This is a genomic window from Anaerobacillus alkaliphilus (assembly GCF_004116265.1).
In the GTDB taxonomy this organism is placed as follows: Bacteria; Bacillota; Bacilli; order Bacillales; family Anaerobacillaceae; genus Anaerobacillus; species Anaerobacillus alkaliphilus.
This window is the reverse complement of sequence record NZ_QOUX01000001.1, coordinates 190,361-211,983: the sequence shown is the minus strand read 5'-3', so window position 1 is coordinate 211,983 and position 21,623 is coordinate 190,361. Positions and strand designations below refer to the sequence as shown.

Sequence of the window (21,623 nt, the reverse complement as noted above, 5' to 3'; positions counted from 1 at the left end):
ACTAATCTATGTCTATACCTTCCAAGGAAACGGATCAACAAATAAAGACCAGTCTTGATCATATTCTTCAGGAGTAATTAAGCATCGATCCAATTCTTTTGTGATCTGTTCTTTATCCATATCAATACCAATAAAAACTAGTTCTGTTTTTCGGTCACCAAATTCTGGATCCCATGTTTCTAACAAATGTTGGTTATCCCGCAAAATACTCTCCTTTTCTAACGTAGGTAAAGATGCTACCCAATACGAAACAGGCTCTAATGATTTCGTTGGACCTGCTTGCGATAAGAGAATTGCTAAGTTGTTTCTTGATGCACACCAAACAATACCTTTGGCTCTTACGACTTCATCAGGAAAATCATCTGACCAATGAAGAAAGCGTTCAGAATGAAATGGTAAGTTACGACGGTAAACAAACGAGCTAATCCCATATTCTTCTGTTTCTGGTGTATGCTCACCTTCTAATTCCTTTAACCAACCTGCTGACATACTTGCTTTATCGAAATCAAAAAGCTTTGTATTTACTATTTCATTTATGTCTATGTTGCTATATTCTGTTTTGATTAACTTCGCTTCAGGTTGTAACTTCTTAAGTACACCTTCTAGTCTATGAATCTCTTCTTCACTTAACATGTCACATTTATTTAAGATTAGGACATTACAAAACTCGATTTGATCAATTAATAGATTTACAACATCACGAGTATCGTCTTCTCCTAGCGCTAGCTGTCTTTCTAGAAGTGTCTCGCCACTTTCAAAGTCATGCCAAAAACGGTTAGCATCCACCACCGTAACCATTGTATCTAATTGACAATATTTTGTTAGATCAATGCCCATTTCTTCATCTATATAGGAAAATGTCTGTGCAACGGGAACTGGCTCAGAAATCCCTGTAGATTCAATCACAATATAATCAATGTTTCCTTGTTTTGCGAGTTTTTCAACTTCTAAAAGAAGGTCCTCACGAAGAGTACAGCAAATACAGCCATTAGACATTTCTACTAGCTTCTCTTCCGTTCTCTTAAAGCCTCCTTTGTCAATGATATCAGCATCAACATTAATTTCACTCATATCGTTAACAATCACGGCTACACGTAACCCTTGACGATTTTTTAAGATGTGATTTAATAGGGTCGTTTTTCCAGACCCTAAGTAGCCACTTAATACTGTTACAGGAATTTTTGTTGTCATTTTATACTCCTACTCTTTCTATGGGGTTTTATATTAGATTTCGATCATGTAAACCCAGCTGTTGAGATTCTTGTTCTGTTGCTAAGCATGCATCTAATTGTGCTACAATTTGTTCGCGATCAATATCGATACCAATAAAGACTAATTGTGATTTTCTTTGGATACTATCCCAACTACCGCCTTCTTCTAACGTTAATGAAGGACCTGCTTGCGAGAATAATAATGGTGTTGCAAGGTCAGATAACGACCAAACAATACCTTTCGTCCTAATTACTTCTTGTGGATATTGCAAAAACCACTGTTGAAACCTTTCTGGATGAAAAGGAACAGTTCTTTCATAGACAAAAGAACCTATCCCATATTCACCAATCAGTTGTAACCGGTTTTGCTTTTGATTTAATTCTTTTATCCATCCAGCTGATAGTTTCGTTTTTGTTAAAATAAATGGATTTTTATCAGCTAGTTCTTCGTATTTCAAGCCTTTAGTTAATTCCACTATTTCTGCAGTTGGCTGTAACTTTTTTAATACCCATGTAATTTCATGATAGCTTTCCCTGCTTATGCCATTAGTTTTGTTGATAATCACGGAATTACAAAACTCAATTTGACTAACTACAATATCAGCAACTGCCTCTTTATCATAGCCATCCGCATCATGGACATAGAATTCAGTATCTGATGTGAAATCTAGCCAAAAATTTTGTCCATCAATGATTGTCATAATAGTTTTTATCTCAAACAACGATTGTGTTGAATTACACAGTTCATCGGCAATAACATGAGGATTGACAGTCGCACCTAGTTCGACAAATACAACATCAACACAATTCTTTACAACCAGTTCTTCAAGGCTAGTCTTTAGTTGTTGAGTAGTACTAACTCTCCTCACGAATAAACATTCATGTAGTAGTGATTTTCTTTTTCTTGCCTCGTGGATTTGCTCAACTACGGTGATGTTAGTCGAGATATAGCTAATCACTGCTGCTTTTTTACTGCTAGAAAAAGCTATGAATTGATTAATGATCGTCGTTTTCCCACTACCCGAATAACCACTAACAAGTACGACCGGAATTCTCATGTATCTCACCCCCAATTTCTAAAAAACTACTTTTACCAGCTTGACTTTTTAACGCCTGGAATTTGACCTTTATGAGCTAACTCACGAAATTTAATCCTACACAGCTTAAACTTTCTTAAGACCCCTCTTGGTCTTCCGGTAGCTTCACACCTTCTTGCCAAACGTATTGGTGAAGAGTCGCGTGGTAGTTTCCTTAAAGCTTCATAATCCCCTTTTTCTTTTAATTCACGACGAAGTTGTGCATATCTAGCAACGAGTTCTTGACGTTTTTTTTCTTTTGCAATTTTCGATTTTTTTGCCATTCTAACCCCTCCTATTAGTTGATAATCGTTATCATTACTGTTTATAACATTACTCTCTTTGTTTGTAAAAGTAAAGTTATTAAGCAATACAATTTTCAAATTGTCTTTGTAGTTCGTCTTTATCTAGATTTTTCCCTATAAACACAAGTTGGGTAATCTTCTTTTCATCTTCACGCCATGTGCGATCTGCCTTGCCCGCAAATAACATATGGATGCCTTGAAAAACAATTCGTTGCTTTGAATTTTTCACATTCATAATTCCTTTATAACGTAAAAGATCCTCACCTTTTTCTTGGATTAAGTAACTCATCCATTCATCAACTTTTCTCATATCCAATGGTCTCTCTTCTACAAATGCGACTGATGTCACCTTATTATTGTGATGATGATGGTGATGATCATTTAAAAAATCCGGATTTACTTCAAGCTTTACGTTTAGGTCAAAAGAGTGAATACCTAATATATCTTTAAGGCTTACATCACAATTTTTACTACGTATTCTACGAGCTGTTGAATTCATACTCTCAATCCTAGTTTCTACATCATCCAATTCCTTATCATTGACTAAATCTGTCTTATTAAGAATAATAATGTCTCCGAAAGCAATTTGTTCTTGCGCTTCGTCTTTGGTATCAAAATGCTTCGTGATATGTTTACTATCCACGACAGTAACAATACTATCTACTTCAAATTTTTCAGCGATTGCTTGGTCCATAAAAAAGGTTTGGGCTACAGGTGCTGGATCTGCTAACCCAGTCGTCTCAACAAGGACACGATTAAATTTCACATTTCCCTCTTCCATTGAGTAGATGAGAGTCTTTAATATACGAATTAAATCCCCACGGACCGTACAACAAATACAACCATTATTCATTTCTACAATCTCTTCTTCTGAATTAACCACTAATTGGTTATCGATCCCTACCTCACCGAATTCATTGACGATAATCGCAACTTTCTCATTGTGATTTTCTGTTAAAATTCGATTTAATAGTGTTGTTTTTCCAGCACCTAAATATCCTGTTAATATTGTTACAGGAATTTTCCTTGTACTAAGTACCATTACATTTCCTCCAACCTGCATCTTATAAATCGTAATTATTTCGTTTTACATAAAAAGATTATACCCATTTATATTACTAGTTATACAGATAGCACCTTATTTCACTTCTATGTCTTTATAAATCTGACTATGGGTTGCGCCTCGTTGGTTTAAGTATTTTCCTATATACCCTTCAGCCTCTTCATTCACTTCAGCAATCACTAACTGACATATTCTCCTACCAACCGCTAACTCAATCGGCAAGCTGTTTGCATTAAATAATTCTAGAGTGATTTGTCCTTTAAATCCTGGATCTACCCAGCCCGCATTTTGAATGAACAATCCCAGCCTCCCAATCGAACTACGCCCTTCTACAAATGCAGTTAAGTGGTTCGGAAGTTCAATTGTCTCCAGAGTTGTCGCCAATAAAAATGAACGTGGTGGTAGAATAATCGTTCCATTTTGTGCGACTATTTCCCGATACGTTGCCTGTGTATCTAAAGACAAGATGCCGTTACTATGTTCATCAATCGTTAAAAAATGGTCACCTAGTCGTAAGTCTACAGAGGCTGGTTGAAATTGTTCTGAAGAAATTGGCTCTATGACAAGTTCTATATTTTTTACCTTTTCAGCAATGGTTTTTCCTGTTAAAATCAAATCTTTCTCCTCATTTCAACAAATTATTAGTCTTTCTTCAGTTCAAGTACGCGGTCTAATGCCTGCCAACCCATTAAAGCACAATTATGCCGTGCTCTTAACTTATGAACTCCCACTAATGCTAGGGCATCACCTAAATCGCAGTCAGAAGGAATTTCTCCATAACGGATCATTCTTTCCATTCCTTCACGCAGTTTTATGACTTCTTCAATGTCAGTGCCCTTTAAGAGCTCGGTCATAATTGAGACTGAAGCCATACTGATACTACAACCCTCTCCTACAAAGGAGATGTCATTGATACGATGATCCTTTACCGTTAAAAATAAAGTCATTACATCACCACAGGTTGGATTTTTATAATGAATGTGTTTTACATCAGGGCCATCTAAGCGTTTATAGTTACGCCGATTTTTTGCATGATCAATAACTAGCTGTCGATAAATTTGGTCTAACAAAATGTCTCCCTCCTTACCTTAATATAAACAGTAATTATTACGTTTTATAAATGATACATTTATAAAAAATCTATGTAAAGAATTTTGTATTGAGACCGTCTCTCATACACAATGATAAAGTTCTCTACATTTATAAAAACTGTGCCTCATAACGAGACACAGTTTCTATTATTTACTTTGCAACTTGCTTATGAGTTAAGTTAATAGGTCTCTCCCTGACTTTTGATAAGGCAATACAAGCTCCAATGATTAATGCCCCACCCAGTAAGGTATAGTAATCAGGAATTTCAACCCAAAACACAAAGCCCCAAATTGCATTAAAGAATATCCCAATGTATCTCACTATCTCCACGATAATAACATTCTCATGAGTTAAGGCCGTTGTTAGGACTATTAAACCGAGCAACGAAATAAGCGCAATCCCAATCAAATACAGAAGATCAATAAATGAAGGAATAACAAAGTTATGCCACATTAAAGGAATTGATACTAACGTAGCCGTAGCTAAAAAGTAAAAAATAATTTCGTATTTATGATGTGATTTGGTAAGTAAACGAATAGATATGGAAGCACCAGCTGCAAACAATGCACTTAATACACCAACTATGGCTACTAATGAATAAGTAGAGTAGTGAAATGGTTTAACTAACAAAATTGCTCCTAGAAGAGCAAGGATAACAAACGGGACAACACCTTTACTCAGCTTCTCACTCAAAAAAATACTAGAAAGAATGACCACAAAGATAGGTGATAAATGAACAAGTATGCTTGCATCTGTAAGTGGCATATTGGCAATTGCATAAAAATACGCAAGTAAGTAAAGAGCACCAAGTATTCCTCTTGTCACCAGTAATGGAACTCCGTTTTTCGAAAAGAAGACTTTACTTTGCCTCATCATAAACAATACAACAAGGGCTCCAATTATACTTCGAAAAAAAACCACTTCTGCTGTAGGAATATTGACACTTACAGCTTTGACTAAGACATTCATAATACTGAAAATAAGTGAAGAAAATACAGCTAAAAGAACACCATTTTTCATTTGTTACCCTCATTCTATTTTAATATCAAAAATCATTCTTCTTTTATGAAGCTAATTACGGTCATAAAAATATGTCAAGGACAATCGTTGCAATCCCGTCCAATCTTACTGAATTTTTATAAATCAAAACAATTACGATTATTATCATATCAAAATATAATCAAATTTCTTTAAAGTGTCAAACTAAATTTAATATTTTCGTAAACATTGTTGCTTTTAAAAACAAATACACCTACCCAGCAGGAAGGTGTATAGTATTAAATTAAATTTCTCTTTCCATTTATGTAACAATTTTTTAATACATAAGTATATAATTGATAATAATTATCAATACTATATATTGAAAATGGGTAGCGCGAACTACCCATTCATTACAATTACATACCAGCTTCTGGTTCAAATGTTTTACAATCTGTTTCTTCCTGTCTTGAAGCTTCTTTCCCTTTATGACTCACAACATAAATTGCGTCTGCACCACATTTGTTACCCTCCATGTTGTGAACACAGTTGCTTACTTCACATAATACATCTTGTGCCATTGATATTCACCTCCGTTTCTTTAAATAGGATGGACAAATATCATTTGTATCATTCAGCTCATGTTGATAAAGATTTTTTATTCATCACAAAAAACCTTACAAATCATGTATATACTGGTGTAAGGTCTTTTATCATTTATAAAATTAGTGACTACAGCTGACAATTCTTTGGATCATCTCCTGAACTTTTAGTCGATGACTTTTGGGAATCGGGATAGAATAAAACAACTTATATTCTGCTATCTGCTGACAAAATACACAGCACCCTTTAAAATTTTCTTCTTTGATTGGTACAATATGCGGTGTATTCAGATATTGCAATCCTTGTTTTATATGGGCTTTACAAACTAATAACAAGTATATCCCCTCCGTTTATGTACTCATTATTATGTTTACTTATCCAATCGCTCAGATATTCTTTTTTAAATTTACCACAAATAATTGATAATGATAATAATTTTCAATTAAATACCTTGTTTTTACATAATATCCCTTTATTATCTTATTAAATTCCTCTTTTATAGGGAATACTTCATGATAGTAGAGGAGGGATTTCTGTGACTACTCATGAACACCATATTCACACTAACCATTCCCATAAGCATAGTATTGCATGTGGGCATACAAAAATAAGACACAATGATCATATTGATTATATTCATGATGGACATCTTCATCATGAGCATGATGGGCATTGGGATGAATGTAAAATCGAAGTATCTGCAATTAATCCTGCAGAATGTAAACCAATGAATTGCGGTTGTACTCACGAAGAAGATTGCGGTCATGAACTAGTGCCTCATGGCGATCATTTTGATTATCTAGTTAACGGTCGCCTACACCATGTACATGGTGACCATTGCGATGACCATGGTCCAGTTGAATTGGTAACTGTCACATAGGAACATAAAAAAACTCCTACGCTCTTGTAGGAGTTTTTAACTTATAGCTATTTTAGCCCATCAACAAACACATTTACGTTATGTTTGATCATCTTAATAAATGTTTCTGCACCGCTACCTTCTTTGCCTACAGCATCCGTATACACTTCACCTGCGATTGTTACTCCAGCTTCTTTTGACACAGTTTCCATATAACGAGTATCAACTGTTGTCTCAACAAACACAGCAGGAACATTACGGTCTTTAATTACTTCGGCTAAACGAGCAAATTGCTGTGGTGTTCCTTCTTCAAGAGAGTTAATTTCCCAAATTCCATCAGTATGGAAACCATATTCTTCACCAAAATATTTAAAGGCATTTTCACTAACGATAATTACACGCTGTTGCTCGGGAATTATTGCGACTTGCTCTCTAATCCATGTATCTAATTCCTCAAGTTCTTGGATATACGCTTCTGCGTTCGCACGGTAAATATCTTCTCCACCTGGATCTCTTGCCACTAAGTCGGCCACAAGGTTTTCTACATAAGTAATGACATTTTTAGGGTTTAACCATGCGTGTGGATCCGCTTCGTCATCGCCTACTAAAGGAATTGGTGTTACTCCATCAGAAAGCGTTACAATTTCTGTGTCAGATACATTTGAAACTACTTTTTCTAACCATTCTTCTAGATCAAGTCCATTTACATAGAACACATCCGCTTCACTTACTTTGCGATAGTCACTAGGAACTGGCTCATACTCATGTGGTTCTTCTCCGATTGGGATGATATATGAAACTGTTCCACGATCTCCAATGACATTTTTGATGATATCATCTAGGACAGAAAAACTCGTAATAATTGTTAAACCTTCTGCTTCTTCCCCAGGACTAGTCGCCTCTTCAGAACTGCATCCAATTAAAGTTAAACTTGCTAATACCAGGAAACTCAATGATACGATTAACGCTTTTAATTTAAACATTTTTTTCTCCTCTCAATTTCGAAAATTTTTTTCTATTATAAAACAAAGTGATGAACTGCCAATAAGCCGACAATTAACAAGGAATACACACCTGTAATTGGATTAAGATCTCTTAATGCTTTCATCATCCACTCCCCTTTTGTCCACAACTAATTTTATTGCCTTAAGGAAACTTTTTGCCTAAATAAGAAAGCACTCAGCTATTTTAGACAAGTGCCTTTATTTTAACCCTTACTAAAAATGTTTCCTTAAGGAAAAACTTAATTTCATTGTAAATAAGTATCGATGAATATATCAAGAACTTTCTAACAAATTAAAATGAGTAAATAACAATAGCATAGTATGCACATAAACAAAAAATGTTCATTGTATCTGCTAGTCTATGTGCATACAATGACCTGCCTAGTAAAGGAGGACTTTTTTGCTACACAGCGGTCAACGATATGTAACCCTACTTCTTCTAAAATTTCCTCCAATGGCTCCACAGTTACGATAACAACCTTATCAGCAATGTTTCTAGCGCTCTGTAGCATCTCCATCTTTTCCTCGGTGGGCAAGACTGAACAAAGATTATAAGGCATATCAATAATTGCAACATTATAAAATTCGGTCACATCCCGAATGTCACACAACGTGACATCTGTATGAAAGCCGAAATAAGCAATGTTTTCTCTTGTCCCTGGCAGTACTTGAAAATTGATGTCACTACCTACAATATCTATCCCCATTGAAAGAGCTTCTACTAAAACAGTGCCAATTCCACAGCAAGGGTCAATGACTTTTACACCTATTGGATTAGGAACAGCAATGTTTACAACCGCTCTAGCTACTCGAGTACTTAAGGCCGTTGAATATTGATGTGGCTTCATTTGGTGTTTGTACCAAACCGCTTCACTTCGTTCTAGCTCACCAAAGACCCAGCGTCCATTTACATTCATAATTCCAAACTCAACCATAGGTTCCTTTAGGTCGACTCTTCCATTTAAGAGAAGCCCAGCCTGACGCTCTATATTTCTACGCTCCTTAAAGCTGAGCTTATCTCCTTTATCTAAGTTAACAAAAACCACTTTATACGTTTTGGTCTCTGGTACCTCAAAACCTTTAATTTTCGTCCATAACTCCTCAATACTTTTGCTCTCAACATACACAGCAATTTTCTCCTTCATAAACGGACTTCGGCTTGGATGAACATTTATAGGACTTGCAAGGTACTTTGACGCTTTATCAAAACCAAAAAACATTCGCATTTCTAGTAAACACAAGGATTGTTCATCCTCATGATAGGAATAGGTATATATGTAAGTTCCTTTATTATCTCTTGTATTTATCAAGTCGTTTCCACCTCTTATTGTGTATCTACTAGTATATAATCCATGTACGCACGAAAAAACACAAGTACTATACTTGTGTCTCAAAAAAACGTTTTAATTACTTCTTCTTCAAACTGGCATTCTAAGCACCGATACTCTATTTCTAGAGCATCTTCTCTAACTTTATGCTTCGTTTCTTTTTTACAGTTAGGACAAAACCTTTGTTTCTCAATTTCCATCAGTATCCCCCCTATATCTTTATTTTGACCTTACCTTTACTATTAATGTACCAAATACCATACTTCTTCCTTATAATTGCACCTTAATGCTTCTTTCGCATTTGCTTAGATTTCTTTAGCTTTGGAAGAACTGTAGGAGGCTGTTTTTTGATCCATTTTAAATACTTTTGCATTTCGTCGTTGGCTTCTAATTGTTCTATTGTAGATAAATTTGCTGCCAACTGTTCATTTGTAAAAAGTGCATGAATTTGCTTATGGCAAGGGATACATAAATCCGCTTTCGGACCATAGTTACCACCCATTTCTCGAGGAACAAGGTGATGAATTGTTGTTTTAACACCATCTCGTTTGCATAATTCGCAATGATTTACATCCATTTGTAAAAGATCTCTCCTTTTATTTCTCAATCATGGATAAGGCTTCTCTGTAGTGGCTAATGATAATCATTTCTCAAGTCGAACAAAATATACTATAATGAAACTAGATAAACTAATTATGAATACAAAGTGGGGTTACTCATGAATAGAAAAGAAGCAAATAATTATATTGGGAAGCACATTCGTGTGGTTGATCCACTATTAGGTAGCTATCTTGGGGAATTAATCGATATCATCGCTGAGCCTAAAAAACCTTGGCGAGGAAAAGTTACCATTATTGCAATTGAACAATATCCAGTACAAAATTTAACTGATGAAAAAGAACATGCGCTTACACGACCACCTTTTACTAGTGGTCAAACTTATGAAGTTGCAGGCTCTAAAATTGAACCTGCAGGAGATATAGATACGCAAACTAGCTATCACGAGTCTCTGGTTCATGTTTTGCTTAACGAGGTGACTCACTTTCAACAAGAGAAGAACAAAATCGCTCGTGTGTTACATGAGCTTCAATTAGAATTACAGAAAGTAGATTCTACCTATGAATTGGATGAGTCAGAGGAGACAGATTTTCAATACTATACAGTGTTTAAAGAAGATGACTTTGCTTATATCATTGACGAAAACAACAATCAAGTTCCATTAAATGATTGTCCATTTGATTTTCAAATTCGCGTAAAAGGTCGTTGGGTTACTGTTCATTATGATGAGGATTTATACTTTGTTGATAATAAACAAAAAAGTCATTTGGTAAAGGAAGGTAGTCAAATCCGTTTAAATAAAGATCAATTTGATCCTTATCACATATTTGTTAATGAACTAGAAAAACCTGCTCTAGACTCATTAAATAACGGGCTACAAAAATTTCAAATGACTCATGATGATTGTGTAAATTGTCATAATACGCTTCTAAATCAATATCTTGCCTCAGAAGATGAGAAAAACTTTAAAGGAGTTAACTTTATCTCCTATCAAAAAGGAACCGATACACTGCTCGTTCAACACCACTATGAGCGTGAAATTAATGACGATGGTGAAGACATCACCTACGATCGATTTGAATTTACAAATAGCAAAGGGAAACGGTTGCTAATGACGTATACAACAGAAAACTCGAAATAAAAAAACTGGAGATTTCTCCAGTTTTTTTCTATGATAAGTGCGTAACTATCAACTATAGGTTTTCTAAGAACAAACGAACAACATCTGCTCCACCAATAAATGTCCCTAAAGTACTCCCTAGGTTAGCAAGAGCTACAATTAATAAAATTCGCGTTACTTTATTACTCCAAAAACCCTTAACCGAATAAACATCTTCCGAAAGGTTTTCAAAGTCACCTACACTTGGGCGTTTAAAATAAGCTTGTACAAAACCAGCAAACCAGCCTGCTGCCATAAGAGGGCTTAAAGAACTTATCGGTGCTACTATAAATGCCGTAATGACTGCAAGTGGATGTCCAAGAGCAATAATTGCTCCTAAAGCCGAAAATGAACCATTCCATAAGATCCAACTTATTGTCTGTTGCATACCAGCTGTTGGGTTTGCATAAAACGTATAGGCAATAAGAGTTAATATAATAATTGGAATCATCCATGCAATAATTTTTGGAGCCTTTGACTTTGGTGGCAGTTTCGAAATTTCTGCTAAGTCTTGTTCCTTGTGGATTTCTTCCTTTATACCAGGTACATGAGCTGCGCCTAAAACAGCAACAATCTTGTTTCCTGGCGCTTCTTTAATTTTCTGAGCAAGATATTGATCACGTTCATCAATTAAAGGAACCTTTAACCTTGGAAAGGCCACTGTAAAATCATCTAGCATAGCATTAAGCATATCTTGAGACTTAAGTTTTTCAAGCTCTTCTTCTGAAATCTTTTCATTATTAAAGATACTTGCAAAAATTTGTAGGATTAGTTTTGCCTTCCCCCACAACCCAATTCCATGCCAGATACGGGCAAACGTAATTTGAATATTACGGTCTGCTAATACTAAGTTTGCGCCAATCTCATTTGCCGATTCAATTCCTTGAATCATTTCTTGCCCAGGTTTTATACCAAATTGCTTCGCTACACGTTTTTGAAAAGAAGAGATAAGAAGGTTCATTAAGAGTAACGTCGCTTTTTTTTCTTTAATAACCTTAAAAATATCCATTTCTTTCCACTTATTTCCATCCATAATTGATTGATATCTTTGCTCGTCCAATTCAATACAGACCGAATCAGGTCTCTCTCGTTCTATCACTTCTTTTACTTGTTCAGCACTTTTTTTTGAAACATGCGCTGTTCCGATAAGGATTATTTCCTTGCCATCTAGATCTATTCTCGTTATGTTTTCTTCTGACATACATTACCTTCCTTTAGACACTTTGTCCCAATCTGTTAAATCAATTATGAGGGAAAACAAGCCAAATTTCAATTACTAAACTTAAAACATGAGGGCGACATTACTTGTCGCCCCTAGGAATACTATACGATTAACTAATGATTTTTGTCATCGGTTTTCTTTTTAGCTACCCAAAAAGCAAGAATAACCAAAGGAATAGCAATGATCAAAGGAATATTTATATGGCTTTGAGTGATGATAGCTAAGAACATTAATACGACAATTCCTATGATAATGTAAAGACAACCTCTCCCAAAAGTCTCCATTACATATCACCTCATGTTGAAAATTATAACTATATTTTACCATAAATAATTCTTTATAACTTGAATATATTTACCTGTTTTTTCCTAAAAAAACAATAAGGACTAACCTTCGTTAGCCCCTCTCTTTTTCATATGAATACCAAGAAAGAATTTCCTCTTTCTGTTCTTCACTTACATCAATAGCTCTAAAAGATTTCCCAATAATACTCGTTAAAATTGACACTTTGATCGTAAATAAAGCCCTGAACTTTTGAACAATGGATTGTTTTAATTCTAAAGCCTGTATTCGTTGTTTCGGAAGGATCACTAATGTTTTTGAGATTGTCCTGTATGAAATCCACAAAAAACTAACATTCCTTCCAAATCCGGCATCCTTATACTGAAGACTACCCAGAAGAAATGCAAAGGTAAGGATACTAACTGCGATAACATAGCCAAACGGAATAAAATAACCGATAACAGCTGCAATTATTGCTCCTGGTACGACCTTTCGAATGATATACCTCTTTTTTGATCTTGATGGCAAGGACTGAATCGGGTATTCAAATGCATAATCTGGTACTACATCCTGAAGATGTGTTAGTAGCTCGCGTTTCTTAATAAGTGGAAAAAGAACAGTGGATAGCTGCTCATCTTTCGATCCACCACCAGCACTTTCAACGTAAACTGTGGCCAATCCTAACGGTTGACGTAAAGGACTCTCTACTACTCTTATTGCTGTTATTCTAGTGACTGATAAAGTCAATTGACGCTTTTCAAGAATTCCCCTAGTAATTTCAATCTCGTCACCGTTTTTCTTAATTGTAAAACCACCGTATTTTAGCAAGGTACCGACTATGGAAACAATCCACGATAATATAACCAAAACGATAACTAGTAGGCCCATGAGAAAAATACTAGACTGAAACAGGTAACCGAACGAATTAATTAGTAACTGCTCCGAAAGAAAGTTTTCTAATTGGGTGACTATTGCCATCAAAGCCAAAAATGCCAGTCCAACACCACTAGAAGTTATAGCAGCCAAAAATAAGTGGTTTTTTGGTAGGATCCAGGCTTTCTTAGGCCTCAGCTCCGATCTTTCAGTTTCCGAATGAATTTCTTGGTCTTCTTTTTCTCCATCAAGTAGTTGTTTCCTTATATCTAGAGCCTCTTGTTTTGTAACCGCCGAAAGCAATACTTCGGGCTCGTTTCCACCACCTGCTGTTTCTATCTTCACTGCAACTAATTGAAATAATCGCTGTAGAACACCTGCCGTTATGTCTATGCTGTATATCCGTTCGCGACGAATATAGCGTTGTTTTTTGATGAAAATTCCTTGCTTAATTTTTAGTTCTTCTTTGGTTACTTCGTAGATGAACGTTACCCATTTTAAATACCCATATAAAAAAAGAAGTAAAAATCCACCTACGACAAAATAGACGGTAAACGGAAATTCCCAACTGGATGCACCTCTCCCAAAGACAAACGCCGCAATTAATGGCACAAGTAATTCCTTCAATGCCGAAAAAAACAAAAAGAAAATTGCAACAGGATGAAGTCGCTTTCCGTTAGACATCTTCGTCAGCCTCCGTTGCTAATTTTGAAATCTGATCTCTTAGCTCAGATGCAAGGTCTTCACTTAATGCTGGGATTTGGTGAACGGTAGCTGCTGTTGTAATTGTGACTGTTGCTAAACCATATCTTCGGAGTAATGGGCCTTGTCTCGTATCAACATGTTGAACACGTATCATCGGAATTAGCACTCTTTTAACGACCAAAATACCAAACTGTAAATCAACTTCACTCTCATAAACCTCATAACGCCATTTTTTCCAGAGTAACGTTGGAATAATAGCGACTTTTAATATCCCAATGACGATGACCATAATTATCAGAAGCCAGAAAATCCAAGTTGGAAACTCAAAGTAATAAAGTAAAAAGAAATACCCTATTGGTAAACAACCATATATGAGCGTTTCAAAACAACCTATGATACGCCAAACTGGTAAAACCTCTTTTGATATTTTTTGATTTGGGAGTGGACGCATCGACTCTCTTATTCCTCGTCATCTGTTACGTAAATAATTTTTACCCCTAGGTCTTGTAGTAATTGAATAACCTCTTTATTAAGAGCTTCATCAAATAACAGTCCAACACTTTCAACCAATTCTAACTCCTCTAAATCACCATTTTCGGCATCCTCAATTAATTCAATAATATCGGTTAAGTCCTGTTCTTTTAATGTTTGTAACATATCTTCCTTTTTCATCTTTTACCTCCAAATGAATAATTCTCCATTAACTATTGTACTTCCTTAGTATACATGAAACGGATACGTTTTATAAACAAAACTCCCTATAAGTAGACTGCTTACTTTTGTCTACTTATAGGGAAGGACCTTATTTGTCTACAATTTCATTAAAATACGTAAGCTGTAGCATTTCATTATCAAACGATAAGGAGTCCTGCCAAGTTTTTTTCATAAATAAACGAGCAACAATCTTCTTTCTTTCTCCACCTATCGCTGCATCTTGCAGAGCTACAAGACTTTCATAAATATTTGTCATAAGTTTAGCAACCTTTTTACAATGGTAAGTCTGTTCAACGGATGAGGCACTCTTTACCTGTTCTACAAATTTTGCTAACCCCTCACAAGCAACCTTCATAGGAAAACCTAACCTTTGTAGTTCCAATGGTAATTTATCATACTCGCTTTCAATGTATTTTAAGAATAGCTGATCAATATGAAACTTAGTAAGTAATCGTAATACTTCTAATCCTAAGATGTTCGCTGTTCCTTCCCAAACGGTCAATACTTGTGCGTCTCTTAGTAAACGAGGCGTGACAAAGTCTTCGATATATCCGTTTCCTCCATGCATCTCAATTGCCTCATGGGCAAAGTGAATCGCCTGTTCTGCAGTTTCAGCCTTTAATAAGGCAATTAATAAGCGGAGGAGCGCTTGATCTTCTATTGTTCCCTGATTTTGCCCAATCACCTTGTCATAGAAATCTACTAGGGCAAAAGAAGCACTAGTTTCAACTTCCTGTTTTACTCTCATATTAACGAGGGTTTCTTGGACCATTGGATACTCTTTTAATTTCGACCCAAAGGCATCTCGTGTAAAAGCATATTGCTTTGCCTCTAAATAGGCGCGCTGCATAATTCCTACTGAAGCAATTGTATTACAAATTCTCGATAAATTTAGAGCCTCCATCATATAAGAAAAACCTTTAGAGGCATCTCCTACTAAGAATGCCTTCGCTTGATGAAACACCACTTCGCCAGAAGGTACAGCACGTACTCCTAATTTGTCTTTTAATCTACGAATGGTAATTCCATTTAGAGAGCCATCTTCTTTCCTCCATGGTACTAAAAATAAACTTAAACCTTTCGTCCCCTTTTGCGCTCCTTCAATTCTTCCAAGGACCATGGCAACACCACAGGCACCAGCATTACTAGCAAAATACTTTTCTCCCGACAATACATAGTGGTCCCCAAAAGGTTCTGCTTTCGTTTCATTCGCTCCAACATCAGAGCCACCCTGTCTCTCAGTTAAGAACGTCGCACCTTCAAATAGTTCAACGTCACCAGTAGAGATAATATGTGGTAGGAATTTAGCTTTTAATTCTCCACTCCCGTAACGGTCTAACAAGTATGCTGTTGCCATCGTTAAGGTAACAGGACAATAAAATCCTGGCTCAACTTGTGAGAGTAAGTATCCTTGGGCAAACGAATACAGGTAATTACCCCTCCGGCCTAATGTCGGTATTTCCTTATGAAGATAGCCAACAATTCCTGCGTTATAGGTTTGTTCAATCGTTTTTTTATACCCCTCATTTAACCAAACAAAAGAGATGTCTTCTCCATACTTATCGTACTTGATTAGCTTTGGTTGCCCATCCCGATCAGTATGTACTGCACGTTGATCAAACTCAGTCCCACATAATTGACCAAACTTCTCGAGCTCTGGTTCTGCCCACTGTAGAAACTTAGGATCTAAATACTGTCTTAAAATAAACGCCAAGTTAGGATCTGCTTGATATAACTTCATAGTCACTCTCCCCTTCTAGAGTTAAGACTTACTTTGCTTTTCTAACTCTTCTAATTTGCTTTTATAATCAACAAGTAAATTTTCCATTTCTTCCTTTAACTCTGTTAATTCTTCTATATGAATTTTCAGGTCTGCAATTTTCTTTTCGCCAAAATCCATAGTTTTTTCCAACTGCTTTTTACCTGTTCGATCTTCGTCAAATAAGGTAATCATTTCTTTAATTTCTTCTAATGAAAAGCCAAATTTCTTACCTCTTAATATTAGTCGTAAGCGTGTTTCATCCTTTTTTGTAAAAAGCCGTGCTTTTGATTGTAGCCTTTGTGGGTCTAAAATACCAAGTTCTTCGTAGTAACGAATGGTCCTTGTTGTTACCTTAAATTTTGTTGCTAATTCTCTAATTGTATATGTTTCCATTGTCTAATAACTCCATTTTCTTAATTATCCTCTTATAAAAAAATAACATTTACGTTAACGTAAATGTCAATAGTTTTATATAATTTTACCTATACTACCGAGAATCGCTGTAAAACTTGCTTTGTCATTAAATCTCTCCACTATTTCATGATCTTTATTTAACAAGATCGTTGTCGGAACTCCCATACATTGATAGGCATCATACATTTTTGTGCCAAGATCCTTTAAAACTGGAAATGAGTAATGATTTTCTTTTATGAATTTTACACCGTCATCAGGGTTTCCTTCCCTGCCTGTTACGTTAATGGTTAAAAACACTAATTGATCCGAATTAATGGATCTATAGAATTGATTCTTTAATTGTAAGTCTCGATGACAATCTGGGCACCAAGAGGCCCAAAAGGTTAGCATCACAGGTTTACCTAAAAATGAATCTAAAGATACTTCTTTATTTTCAAGCATTGTAGCTAATGAAAAAACTGGTGCATTCAAATCCGTTCCTCCTCACTCTAATCCTACTATAAATAATGTAGGAGTGTTGTGGCAACTGAAAAGTACGTTAACAGCCCAATAATATCACTAATTGTAGTAATGAACTGTAGTATCACCTAGTTAAATTTAATTTAATCAGAATATAAATTAAGGCACCTTCAACAAGAAGGTGCCTTAAATAGACCTGTGCTATTTATTTAACTTACATTTCGGGTAAGTAATCTAACAAAGCAGTTGCAAGAGAGAAGTAGATAATTAAGCCCATAATATCATTAATCGTAGTGATAAATGGACCAGATGCAACGGCTGGATCAATCTTCAATTTATTAATAATTAGTGGTACTGTCGCTCCGACCATTGTAGAAAAACATAATGTTAAGAATAATGATACACCTACGATAGCAGCTAGTAGGAACCCACCTTCAGGATATAAGAATGGGACTACAATCATTAATGTTATAGCAGCTATTACCCCTAGGATTACCCCTGTTCCAAATTCACGTCTTAACATTTTTCCGATTGAAGAACTATCAACTGAACCAACTGCTAGACCACGAACGACAACAGCTAGAGCTTGAGTACCCGTATTCCCTGCTGAGTCCATAATTAATGGAATAAATGCGGCAAGTAAAATATAAGCTTCAAGCGTTTCTTCAAACTCACCAATAACACCTGCAGTTATTAGTCCTAAAAACATTAGCACGACAATCCAAGGGGCACGTTTTTTACCTGCAGTAAACGCTGAGATATTCGTATCAATCGATCCACGAACAGCTGAGATTTCCCCGAAATCCTCTTCCGTTTCTTCTTCAACAACGTCCATAATATCGTCAACAGTAACAATCCCGACAAGCTTTCCTTGTGCTGTTACCGGTACAGCTAGGAAGTCGTACTTTCTCATAATTCTAGCTACTTCCTCTTGGTCAGTGTGAGTTTCCACGGACTTTACACGAGTTAACATGATTTCATCAATTTTTTGTTCTAGTCTTGCAACAATTAAGTCCCTTAACGAAACAACGCCTACTAGCTTAAGTTGTTCATCAACGACATATAAATAGTAGATCGTCTCTGCTTCTGGTGCTTCGATCCGTAAACGCCCCATCACATTGGCTACAGTATCTGCTGAGGAGACGGAGATATACTCAGTCGTCATAATGGCTCCGGCTGTTTGATCATTATACTTAAGTAATTGAATAACTTCCTCAGCTTCTTCTTTAGCCATTTTGCTTAAGTATAATTCCTTTGTGCTTTCTGGGAGTTGGGCAAAAAAGTCAGCAATGTCATCATAAGGCATATGGTTAATCACATCGATGGCATAGTTTTGCTGTAATTCGCTAATATAGAGCTTTTGTTTTGTAACTTCAAGACCTTGGAAAATTTCAGCAAATTCCTCTGGTTTTACATACTTATAGATAACAGTTCGTTGTTTTTTAGTAACAGAATTTAATAAGTCAATTTGGTCTGTTGGATGTAACTCAAAGAAGAGCTCTCTAAAGTCATTCATGTTTTGATCAACTAAAGTTTGAATGATTTGTTTTGTATATATCTCACGATTTTCTTGATCTAATCTTACCATGACGATTCCTCCTATAGGAATTCATCAACTACCATCTGGGATGTAGAAAAATGAACTTCCTCAAAGTCTTAGTAGTAGTATTTTTCAAATTTCCTGTAAATATGTTCAAGCTATTGTTCGTCCTCCTACACAAGTCACTATCCATTTCCCCACCCCCATATGTTTTAAACGTAAAAAACACCTTCACGAATGAAGGTGCTGATGCACGTCACAAATAAGTTGTAGTTACCAAGGGTAACACAAATAAGCTTCGTTTCCTCCATTCGTAGAGCTTTAGCACTGTGCGGCATAGGATAAACATCCAGCTACGTTAAAAACCACCTTATGTCGATGGTTTCTGTTGACCCATTGGCGTCTTTCGACGTTTTTGGGCAGCAGCATATCTCCAGCACAGGAGCCTCACCTAACGAGGTATTTAATTCTAAACTGAGAATAACGGAATAATTACGCTTTGTCAACAATCTAAATAAAGTTTTTGAAAGTAATTATAACGGAAAAAAATAAGGAATCGAAAGCATCATCATGATCCAAATCACCAATTGAAGTGGAACACCAACTTTGACAAAGTCACTAAATTTATAGCTTCCCGCTGTCATAACTAATGCATTTGTTGGCGAGGCTACAGGAGTAGCAAAAGCCATACTCGCTGCAACAGAAACTGCAATTAAAAATGGATAAGGACTTGCACCGACATTGATAGCAGTCGTAATAGCAATTGGTGCAAAAAGAACTGCTGTTGCCGTATTACTTATAAATTGACTAAATAGCATCGTGGCAAAATAAAATCCTCCAAGCAGTGCTAATGGACCGTACATTCCCAATGTACCGATCATATAATCCGATAAGTACAAGATACCACCTGTTTTTTCTAGCGCTGTAGCCATCGGTAACATCGCACCAATGAGTACAACACTTTCCCAATTTATATTCCCGTACGCATCTTCCATATTACGAAGACAGCCCGTTAGAACCATAAGAACTGCGGCTATCAATACTGCAGTAACAGCTGGAACAATTTCTAACGTCATCATTATTAGCATTCCTAGCATAATTGCCCCTGCTACAGGTGCTTTCCCATTTGCTGCGGCCATGCTTGCTTGTTCTTTTGTTTGCCCGAGTACAACCACATCCTCTGTTTCCTTTGACAATAATTCTAAATCAAGCCATCTTCCTTGGACCAATAAGGCATCTCCAAACTTTAATGGTTGTTCGGAACAATTTTCCAACTGATATTTTCCTTTTCGATTTATTCCTAAAATGTTTACATGGTACTTCTCACGAAAATTTAAATCTGCAATTGTTCGGTTAATAAAGCTGGATTGAGGTGTTAGCAAAACCTCAGCAACACCGAAATTCTTGGAAACTAACTTTGTAGGTTTTACTAATTCCTCTTTATAAACTCTTAACAAATAATCTTTTTGAAAACTTGCTACATCATCACAATTACCTTGAATATATAAGACATCGTTTTCTTTAATAACGGTAGCAGAAGTAGCAGGTAGTTGCTGTACACCAGTAAAAATAGGATTTTCTCGATAGCCACGCTCAATGTGGATAATACTTACATGATATTTCCTAGGTAACTGTAAGTCAGAAAGTGGTTTATTGATCATTGGAGATAGTGGTTGCACCTTTACACGATGCAATTGTTCAGATATCTGAAAATGATTGACTAATTCAGAAGAGCTTGTTTCCTTTTGACTGCTAGGTACTGCCCTTGAATTTCCTGATGGTAATAGTTTTTTACCTGCGGTCATTAAAAAGATGATCCCAGTAACTAATGCAACAAGACCTACTCCAGTAAAGTCAAAAAAACTGAGTCTAGCATAACCGTTGTCCACAAGAATTTGACTAACGATTAGATTTGGTGGCGTTCCAATAAGTGTTAACACTCCACCTAGGCTACTTGCAAAAGCAAGGGGGATTAAAAATAGTGCAGGACTTTTCTTCATTCCCAAAGCTAAGCTAATAACTACCGGCATTAAGACCGCCACTGTTCCGGTATTACTCATAAATGCACTCAACAAAGCTACCAACAGCATTAGAAAGAGTAATAGTTTTTTTTCACTATTTCCTGCAAACCGTAACAAATAATTTCCTGCCATTCTTGCTAAACCAGTACGGAAAATTCCACCACCAACAACAAACAAGCCTGCAATCATAATGACAATTGAATTAGAAAAACCAGCTAACGCTTCGCCTGTTGTGATAATTCCAGTCAAAACCAATGTTAGTAAAGAACAAACTGCAACTAAGTCTGCTCTAATTTTTCCGATCATAAAGAATACTGTAGTTATTAGTAAAATAATAAAAGTTAAGAGAAGTTGAGGTTCCATTTGCGTTCCGCCTTTAACATTCATTGAAATTA

Annotated in this window: 25 protein-coding genes and 1 riboswitch; of the genes, 2 read left to right on the top strand and 23 right to left on the bottom strand. The window is 36.0% G+C overall.

Annotated elements, in window-relative coordinates:
• Positions 1–12: 12 nt before the first annotated feature.
• The 9 genes from DS745_RS01120 to DS745_RS25000 form a co-directional block, all read right to left on the bottom strand.
• Entirely contained in the window at positions 13–1,191 is a 1,179-nt protein-coding gene (locus tag DS745_RS01120; protein WP_129076366.1) for a GTP-binding protein, read from the bottom strand.
• Positions 1,192–1,219: 28 nt separating this feature from the next.
• Positions 1,220–2,269 (bottom strand): CobW family GTP-binding protein, encoded by a 1,050-nt coding sequence (locus DS745_RS01115; RefSeq protein ID WP_129076365.1) that lies wholly within the window; start codon positions 2,267–2,269, stop codon positions 1,220–1,222.
• 32 nt (positions 2,270–2,301) lie between these two features.
• Complete coding sequence (rpsN, locus tag DS745_RS01110; RefSeq protein ID WP_129076364.1) at positions 2,302–2,571, bottom strand: 30S ribosomal protein S14; 270 nt, start codon at positions 2,569–2,571, stop codon at positions 2,302–2,304.
• 79 nt (positions 2,572–2,650) lie between these two features.
• Positions 2,651–3,634, bottom strand: coding sequence for a CobW family GTP-binding protein (locus tag DS745_RS01105; RefSeq protein ID WP_129076363.1), 984 nt, complete (start codon positions 3,632–3,634; stop codon positions 2,651–2,653).
• Between the two features lie 96 nt (positions 3,635–3,730).
• The gene (dcd, locus tag DS745_RS01100; RefSeq protein ID WP_129076362.1) at positions 3,731–4,270 is read right to left on the bottom strand and encodes a dCTP deaminase; all 540 of its coding nucleotides are present in this window, start codon (positions 4,268–4,270) and stop codon (positions 3,731–3,733) included.
• A 26-nt stretch (positions 4,271–4,296) separates the two neighbouring features.
• Positions 4,297–4,725 carry a Fe-S cluster assembly sulfur transfer protein SufU gene (sufU, locus tag DS745_RS01095; RefSeq protein ID WP_129076361.1) on the bottom strand — a complete coding sequence of 143 codons (429 nt, stop codon included), beginning with the start codon at positions 4,723–4,725 and terminating at the stop codon, positions 4,297–4,299.
• Between the two features lie 172 nt (positions 4,726–4,897).
• Positions 4,898–5,767, bottom strand: a complete 870-nt coding sequence (locus DS745_RS01090; protein WP_129076360.1) for a DMT family transporter — start codon at positions 5,765–5,767, stop codon at positions 4,898–4,900.
• A gap of 377 nt (positions 5,768–6,144) precedes the next feature.
• A complete protein-coding gene (locus DS745_RS01085) occupies positions 6,145–6,306 on the bottom strand; it encodes a DUF1540 domain-containing protein (RefSeq protein ID WP_129076359.1) in 162 nt (53 codons plus the stop codon).
• Between the two features lie 144 nt (positions 6,307–6,450).
• Positions 6,451–6,663, bottom strand: coding sequence for a hypothetical protein (locus tag DS745_RS25000; protein ID WP_129076358.1), 213 nt, complete (start codon positions 6,661–6,663; stop codon positions 6,451–6,453).
• Between the two features lie 200 nt (positions 6,664–6,863).
• On the opposite strand from DS745_RS25000, the gene DS745_RS01075 reads away from it, so the two are divergent.
• Entirely contained in the window at positions 6,864–7,208 is a 345-nt protein-coding gene (locus DS745_RS01075) for a hypothetical protein (protein WP_196121169.1), read from the top strand.
• Between the two features lie 47 nt (positions 7,209–7,255).
• Here DS745_RS01075 and DS745_RS01070 read toward each other — a convergent pair whose 3' ends face one another.
• The 4 genes from DS745_RS01070 to DS745_RS01060 form a co-directional block, all read right to left on the bottom strand.
• On the bottom strand, positions 7,256–8,170 hold the full coding sequence (locus DS745_RS01070) for a metal ABC transporter substrate-binding protein (RefSeq protein ID WP_129076357.1): 915 nt from the start codon (positions 8,168–8,170) through the stop codon (positions 7,256–7,258).
• A gap of 380 nt (positions 8,171–8,550) precedes the next feature.
• Complete coding sequence (locus DS745_RS01065) at positions 8,551–9,501, bottom strand: TRM11 family SAM-dependent methyltransferase (RefSeq protein WP_241657682.1); 951 nt, start codon at positions 9,499–9,501, stop codon at positions 8,551–8,553.
• Positions 9,502–9,581: 80 nt separating this feature from the next.
• On the bottom strand, positions 9,582–9,719 hold the full coding sequence (locus tag DS745_RS24405) for a hypothetical protein (RefSeq protein WP_161568134.1): 138 nt from the start codon (positions 9,717–9,719) through the stop codon (positions 9,582–9,584).
• A gap of 83 nt (positions 9,720–9,802) precedes the next feature.
• Entirely contained in the window at positions 9,803–10,096 is a 294-nt protein-coding gene (locus tag DS745_RS01060; RefSeq protein ID WP_129076356.1) for an HNH endonuclease, read from the bottom strand.
• Between the two features lie 141 nt (positions 10,097–10,237).
• Here DS745_RS01060 and DS745_RS01055 point away from each other — a divergent pair, with 141 nt between their 5' ends.
• On the top strand, positions 10,238–11,218 hold the full coding sequence (locus DS745_RS01055; protein WP_129076355.1) for a DUF2777 family protein: 981 nt from the start codon (positions 10,238–10,240) through the stop codon (positions 11,216–11,218).
• A 52-nt stretch (positions 11,219–11,270) separates the two neighbouring features.
• Here the strand turns inward: DS745_RS01055 and DS745_RS01050 are convergent, their stop codons facing one another.
• From DS745_RS01050 to DS745_RS01010, 10 genes are all read right to left on the bottom strand, one after another.
• The gene (locus DS745_RS01050) at positions 11,271–12,437 is read right to left on the bottom strand and encodes a TraB/GumN family protein (protein WP_129076354.1); all 1,167 of its coding nucleotides are present in this window, start codon (positions 12,435–12,437) and stop codon (positions 11,271–11,273) included.
• Positions 12,438–12,571: 134 nt separating this feature from the next.
• The gene (locus DS745_RS24825) at positions 12,572–12,742 is read right to left on the bottom strand and encodes a hypothetical protein (protein ID WP_196121167.1); all 171 of its coding nucleotides are present in this window, start codon (positions 12,740–12,742) and stop codon (positions 12,572–12,574) included.
• A 112-nt stretch (positions 12,743–12,854) separates the two neighbouring features.
• Positions 12,855–14,297: a PH domain-containing protein gene (locus tag DS745_RS01045; protein ID WP_129076353.1), complete on the bottom strand. Its 1,443-nt coding sequence runs from the start codon at positions 14,295–14,297 to the stop codon at positions 12,855–12,857.
• Entirely contained in the window at positions 14,290–14,769 is a 480-nt protein-coding gene (locus DS745_RS01040; protein WP_129076352.1) for a PH domain-containing protein, read from the bottom strand. The genes DS745_RS01045 and DS745_RS01040 overlap by 8 nt, the downstream gene beginning before the upstream one ends.
• A gap of 8 nt (positions 14,770–14,777) precedes the next feature.
• The gene (locus tag DS745_RS01035; RefSeq protein ID WP_129076351.1) at positions 14,778–14,990 is read right to left on the bottom strand and encodes a hypothetical protein; all 213 of its coding nucleotides are present in this window, start codon (positions 14,988–14,990) and stop codon (positions 14,778–14,780) included.
• Positions 14,991–15,120: 130 nt separating this feature from the next.
• Entirely contained in the window at positions 15,121–16,773 is a 1,653-nt protein-coding gene (locus DS745_RS01030; protein WP_129076350.1) for an acyl-CoA dehydrogenase family protein, read from the bottom strand.
• Between the two features lie 21 nt (positions 16,774–16,794).
• Complete coding sequence (locus DS745_RS01025) at positions 16,795–17,187, bottom strand: MerR family transcriptional regulator (RefSeq protein WP_129076349.1); 393 nt, start codon at positions 17,185–17,187, stop codon at positions 16,795–16,797.
• A 75-nt stretch (positions 17,188–17,262) separates the two neighbouring features.
• On the bottom strand, positions 17,263–17,679 hold the full coding sequence (locus tag DS745_RS01020; RefSeq protein WP_129076348.1) for a TlpA disulfide reductase family protein: 417 nt from the start codon (positions 17,677–17,679) through the stop codon (positions 17,263–17,265).
• Between the two features lie 202 nt (positions 17,680–17,881).
• Entirely contained in the window at positions 17,882–19,255 is a 1,374-nt protein-coding gene (gene mgtE / locus DS745_RS01015; RefSeq protein WP_129076347.1) for a magnesium transporter, read from the bottom strand.
• Positions 19,256–19,505: 250 nt separating this feature from the next.
• A riboswitch (M-box (ykoK) riboswitch) is annotated at positions 19,506–19,673 on the bottom strand.
• 67 nt (positions 19,674–19,740) lie between these two features.
• Positions 19,741–21,591, bottom strand: a complete 1,851-nt coding sequence (locus DS745_RS01010; RefSeq protein WP_129076346.1) for an SLC13 family permease — start codon at positions 21,589–21,591, stop codon at positions 19,741–19,743.
• Between the last annotated feature and the right edge of the window lie 32 nt (positions 21,592–21,623).

What these genes read in the sequence shown, in the direction of transcription:
- DS745_RS01090 (WP_129076360.1), bottom strand. Translation starts at nt 5,767, where the DNA reads ATGAAAAATGGTGTTCTTTTAGCTGTATTTTCTTCACTTATTTTCAGT.
- mgtE (WP_129076347.1), bottom strand. Translation starts at nt 19,255, where the DNA reads ATGGTAAGATTAGATCAAGAAAATCGTGAGATATATACAAAACAAATC.
- DS745_RS01040 (WP_129076352.1), bottom strand. Translation starts at nt 14,769, where the DNA reads ATGCGTCCACTCCCAAATCAAAAAATATCAAAAGAGGTTTTACCAGTT.
- DS745_RS01105 (WP_129076363.1), bottom strand. Translation starts at nt 3,634, where the DNA reads ATGGTACTTAGTACAAGGAAAATTCCTGTAACAATATTAACAGGATAT.
- DS745_RS01120 (WP_129076366.1), bottom strand. Translation starts at nt 1,191, where the DNA reads ATGACAACAAAAATTCCTGTAACAGTATTAAGTGGCTACTTAGGGTCT.
- DS745_RS01010 (WP_129076346.1), bottom strand. Translation starts at nt 21,591, where the DNA reads ATGGAACCTCAACTTCTCTTAACTTTTATTATTTTACTAATAACTACA.
- DS745_RS01025 (WP_129076349.1), bottom strand. Translation starts at nt 17,187, where the DNA reads ATGGAAACATATACAATTAGAGAATTAGCAACAAAATTTAAGGTAACA.
- DS745_RS01070 (WP_129076357.1), bottom strand. Translation starts at nt 8,170, where the DNA reads ATGTTTAAATTAAAAGCGTTAATCGTATCATTGAGTTTCCTGGTATTA.
- DS745_RS01045 (WP_129076353.1), bottom strand. Translation starts at nt 14,297, where the DNA reads ATGTCTAACGGAAAGCGACTTCATCCTGTTGCAATTTTCTTTTTGTTT.
- DS745_RS01055 (WP_129076355.1), top strand. Translation starts at nt 10,238, where the DNA reads ATGAATAGAAAAGAAGCAAATAATTATATTGGGAAGCACATTCGTGTG.
- DS745_RS01035 (WP_129076351.1), bottom strand. Translation starts at nt 14,990, where the DNA reads ATGAAAAAGGAAGATATGTTACAAACATTAAAAGAACAGGACTTAACC.
- DS745_RS01085 (WP_129076359.1), bottom strand. Translation starts at nt 6,306, where the DNA reads ATGGCACAAGATGTATTATGTGAAGTAAGCAACTGTGTTCACAACATG.
- DS745_RS01115 (WP_129076365.1), bottom strand. Translation starts at nt 2,269, where the DNA reads ATGAGAATTCCGGTCGTACTTGTTAGTGGTTATTCGGGTAGTGGGAAA.
- DS745_RS01050 (WP_129076354.1), bottom strand. Translation starts at nt 12,437, where the DNA reads ATGTCAGAAGAAAACATAACGAGAATAGATCTAGATGGCAAGGAAATA.
- rpsN (WP_129076364.1), bottom strand. Translation starts at nt 2,571, where the DNA reads ATGGCAAAAAAATCGAAAATTGCAAAAGAAAAAAAACGTCAAGAACTC.
- DS745_RS24825 (WP_196121167.1), bottom strand. Translation starts at nt 12,742, where the DNA reads ATGGAGACTTTTGGGAGAGGTTGTCTTTACATTATCATAGGAATTGTC.
- DS745_RS24405 (WP_161568134.1), bottom strand. Translation starts at nt 9,719, where the DNA reads ATGGAAATTGAGAAACAAAGGTTTTGTCCTAACTGTAAAAAAGAAACG.
- DS745_RS01030 (WP_129076350.1), bottom strand. Translation starts at nt 16,773, where the DNA reads ATGAAGTTATATCAAGCAGATCCTAACTTGGCGTTTATTTTAAGACAG.
- DS745_RS01060 (WP_129076356.1), bottom strand. Translation starts at nt 10,096, where the DNA reads ATGGATGTAAATCATTGCGAATTATGCAAACGAGATGGTGTTAAAACA.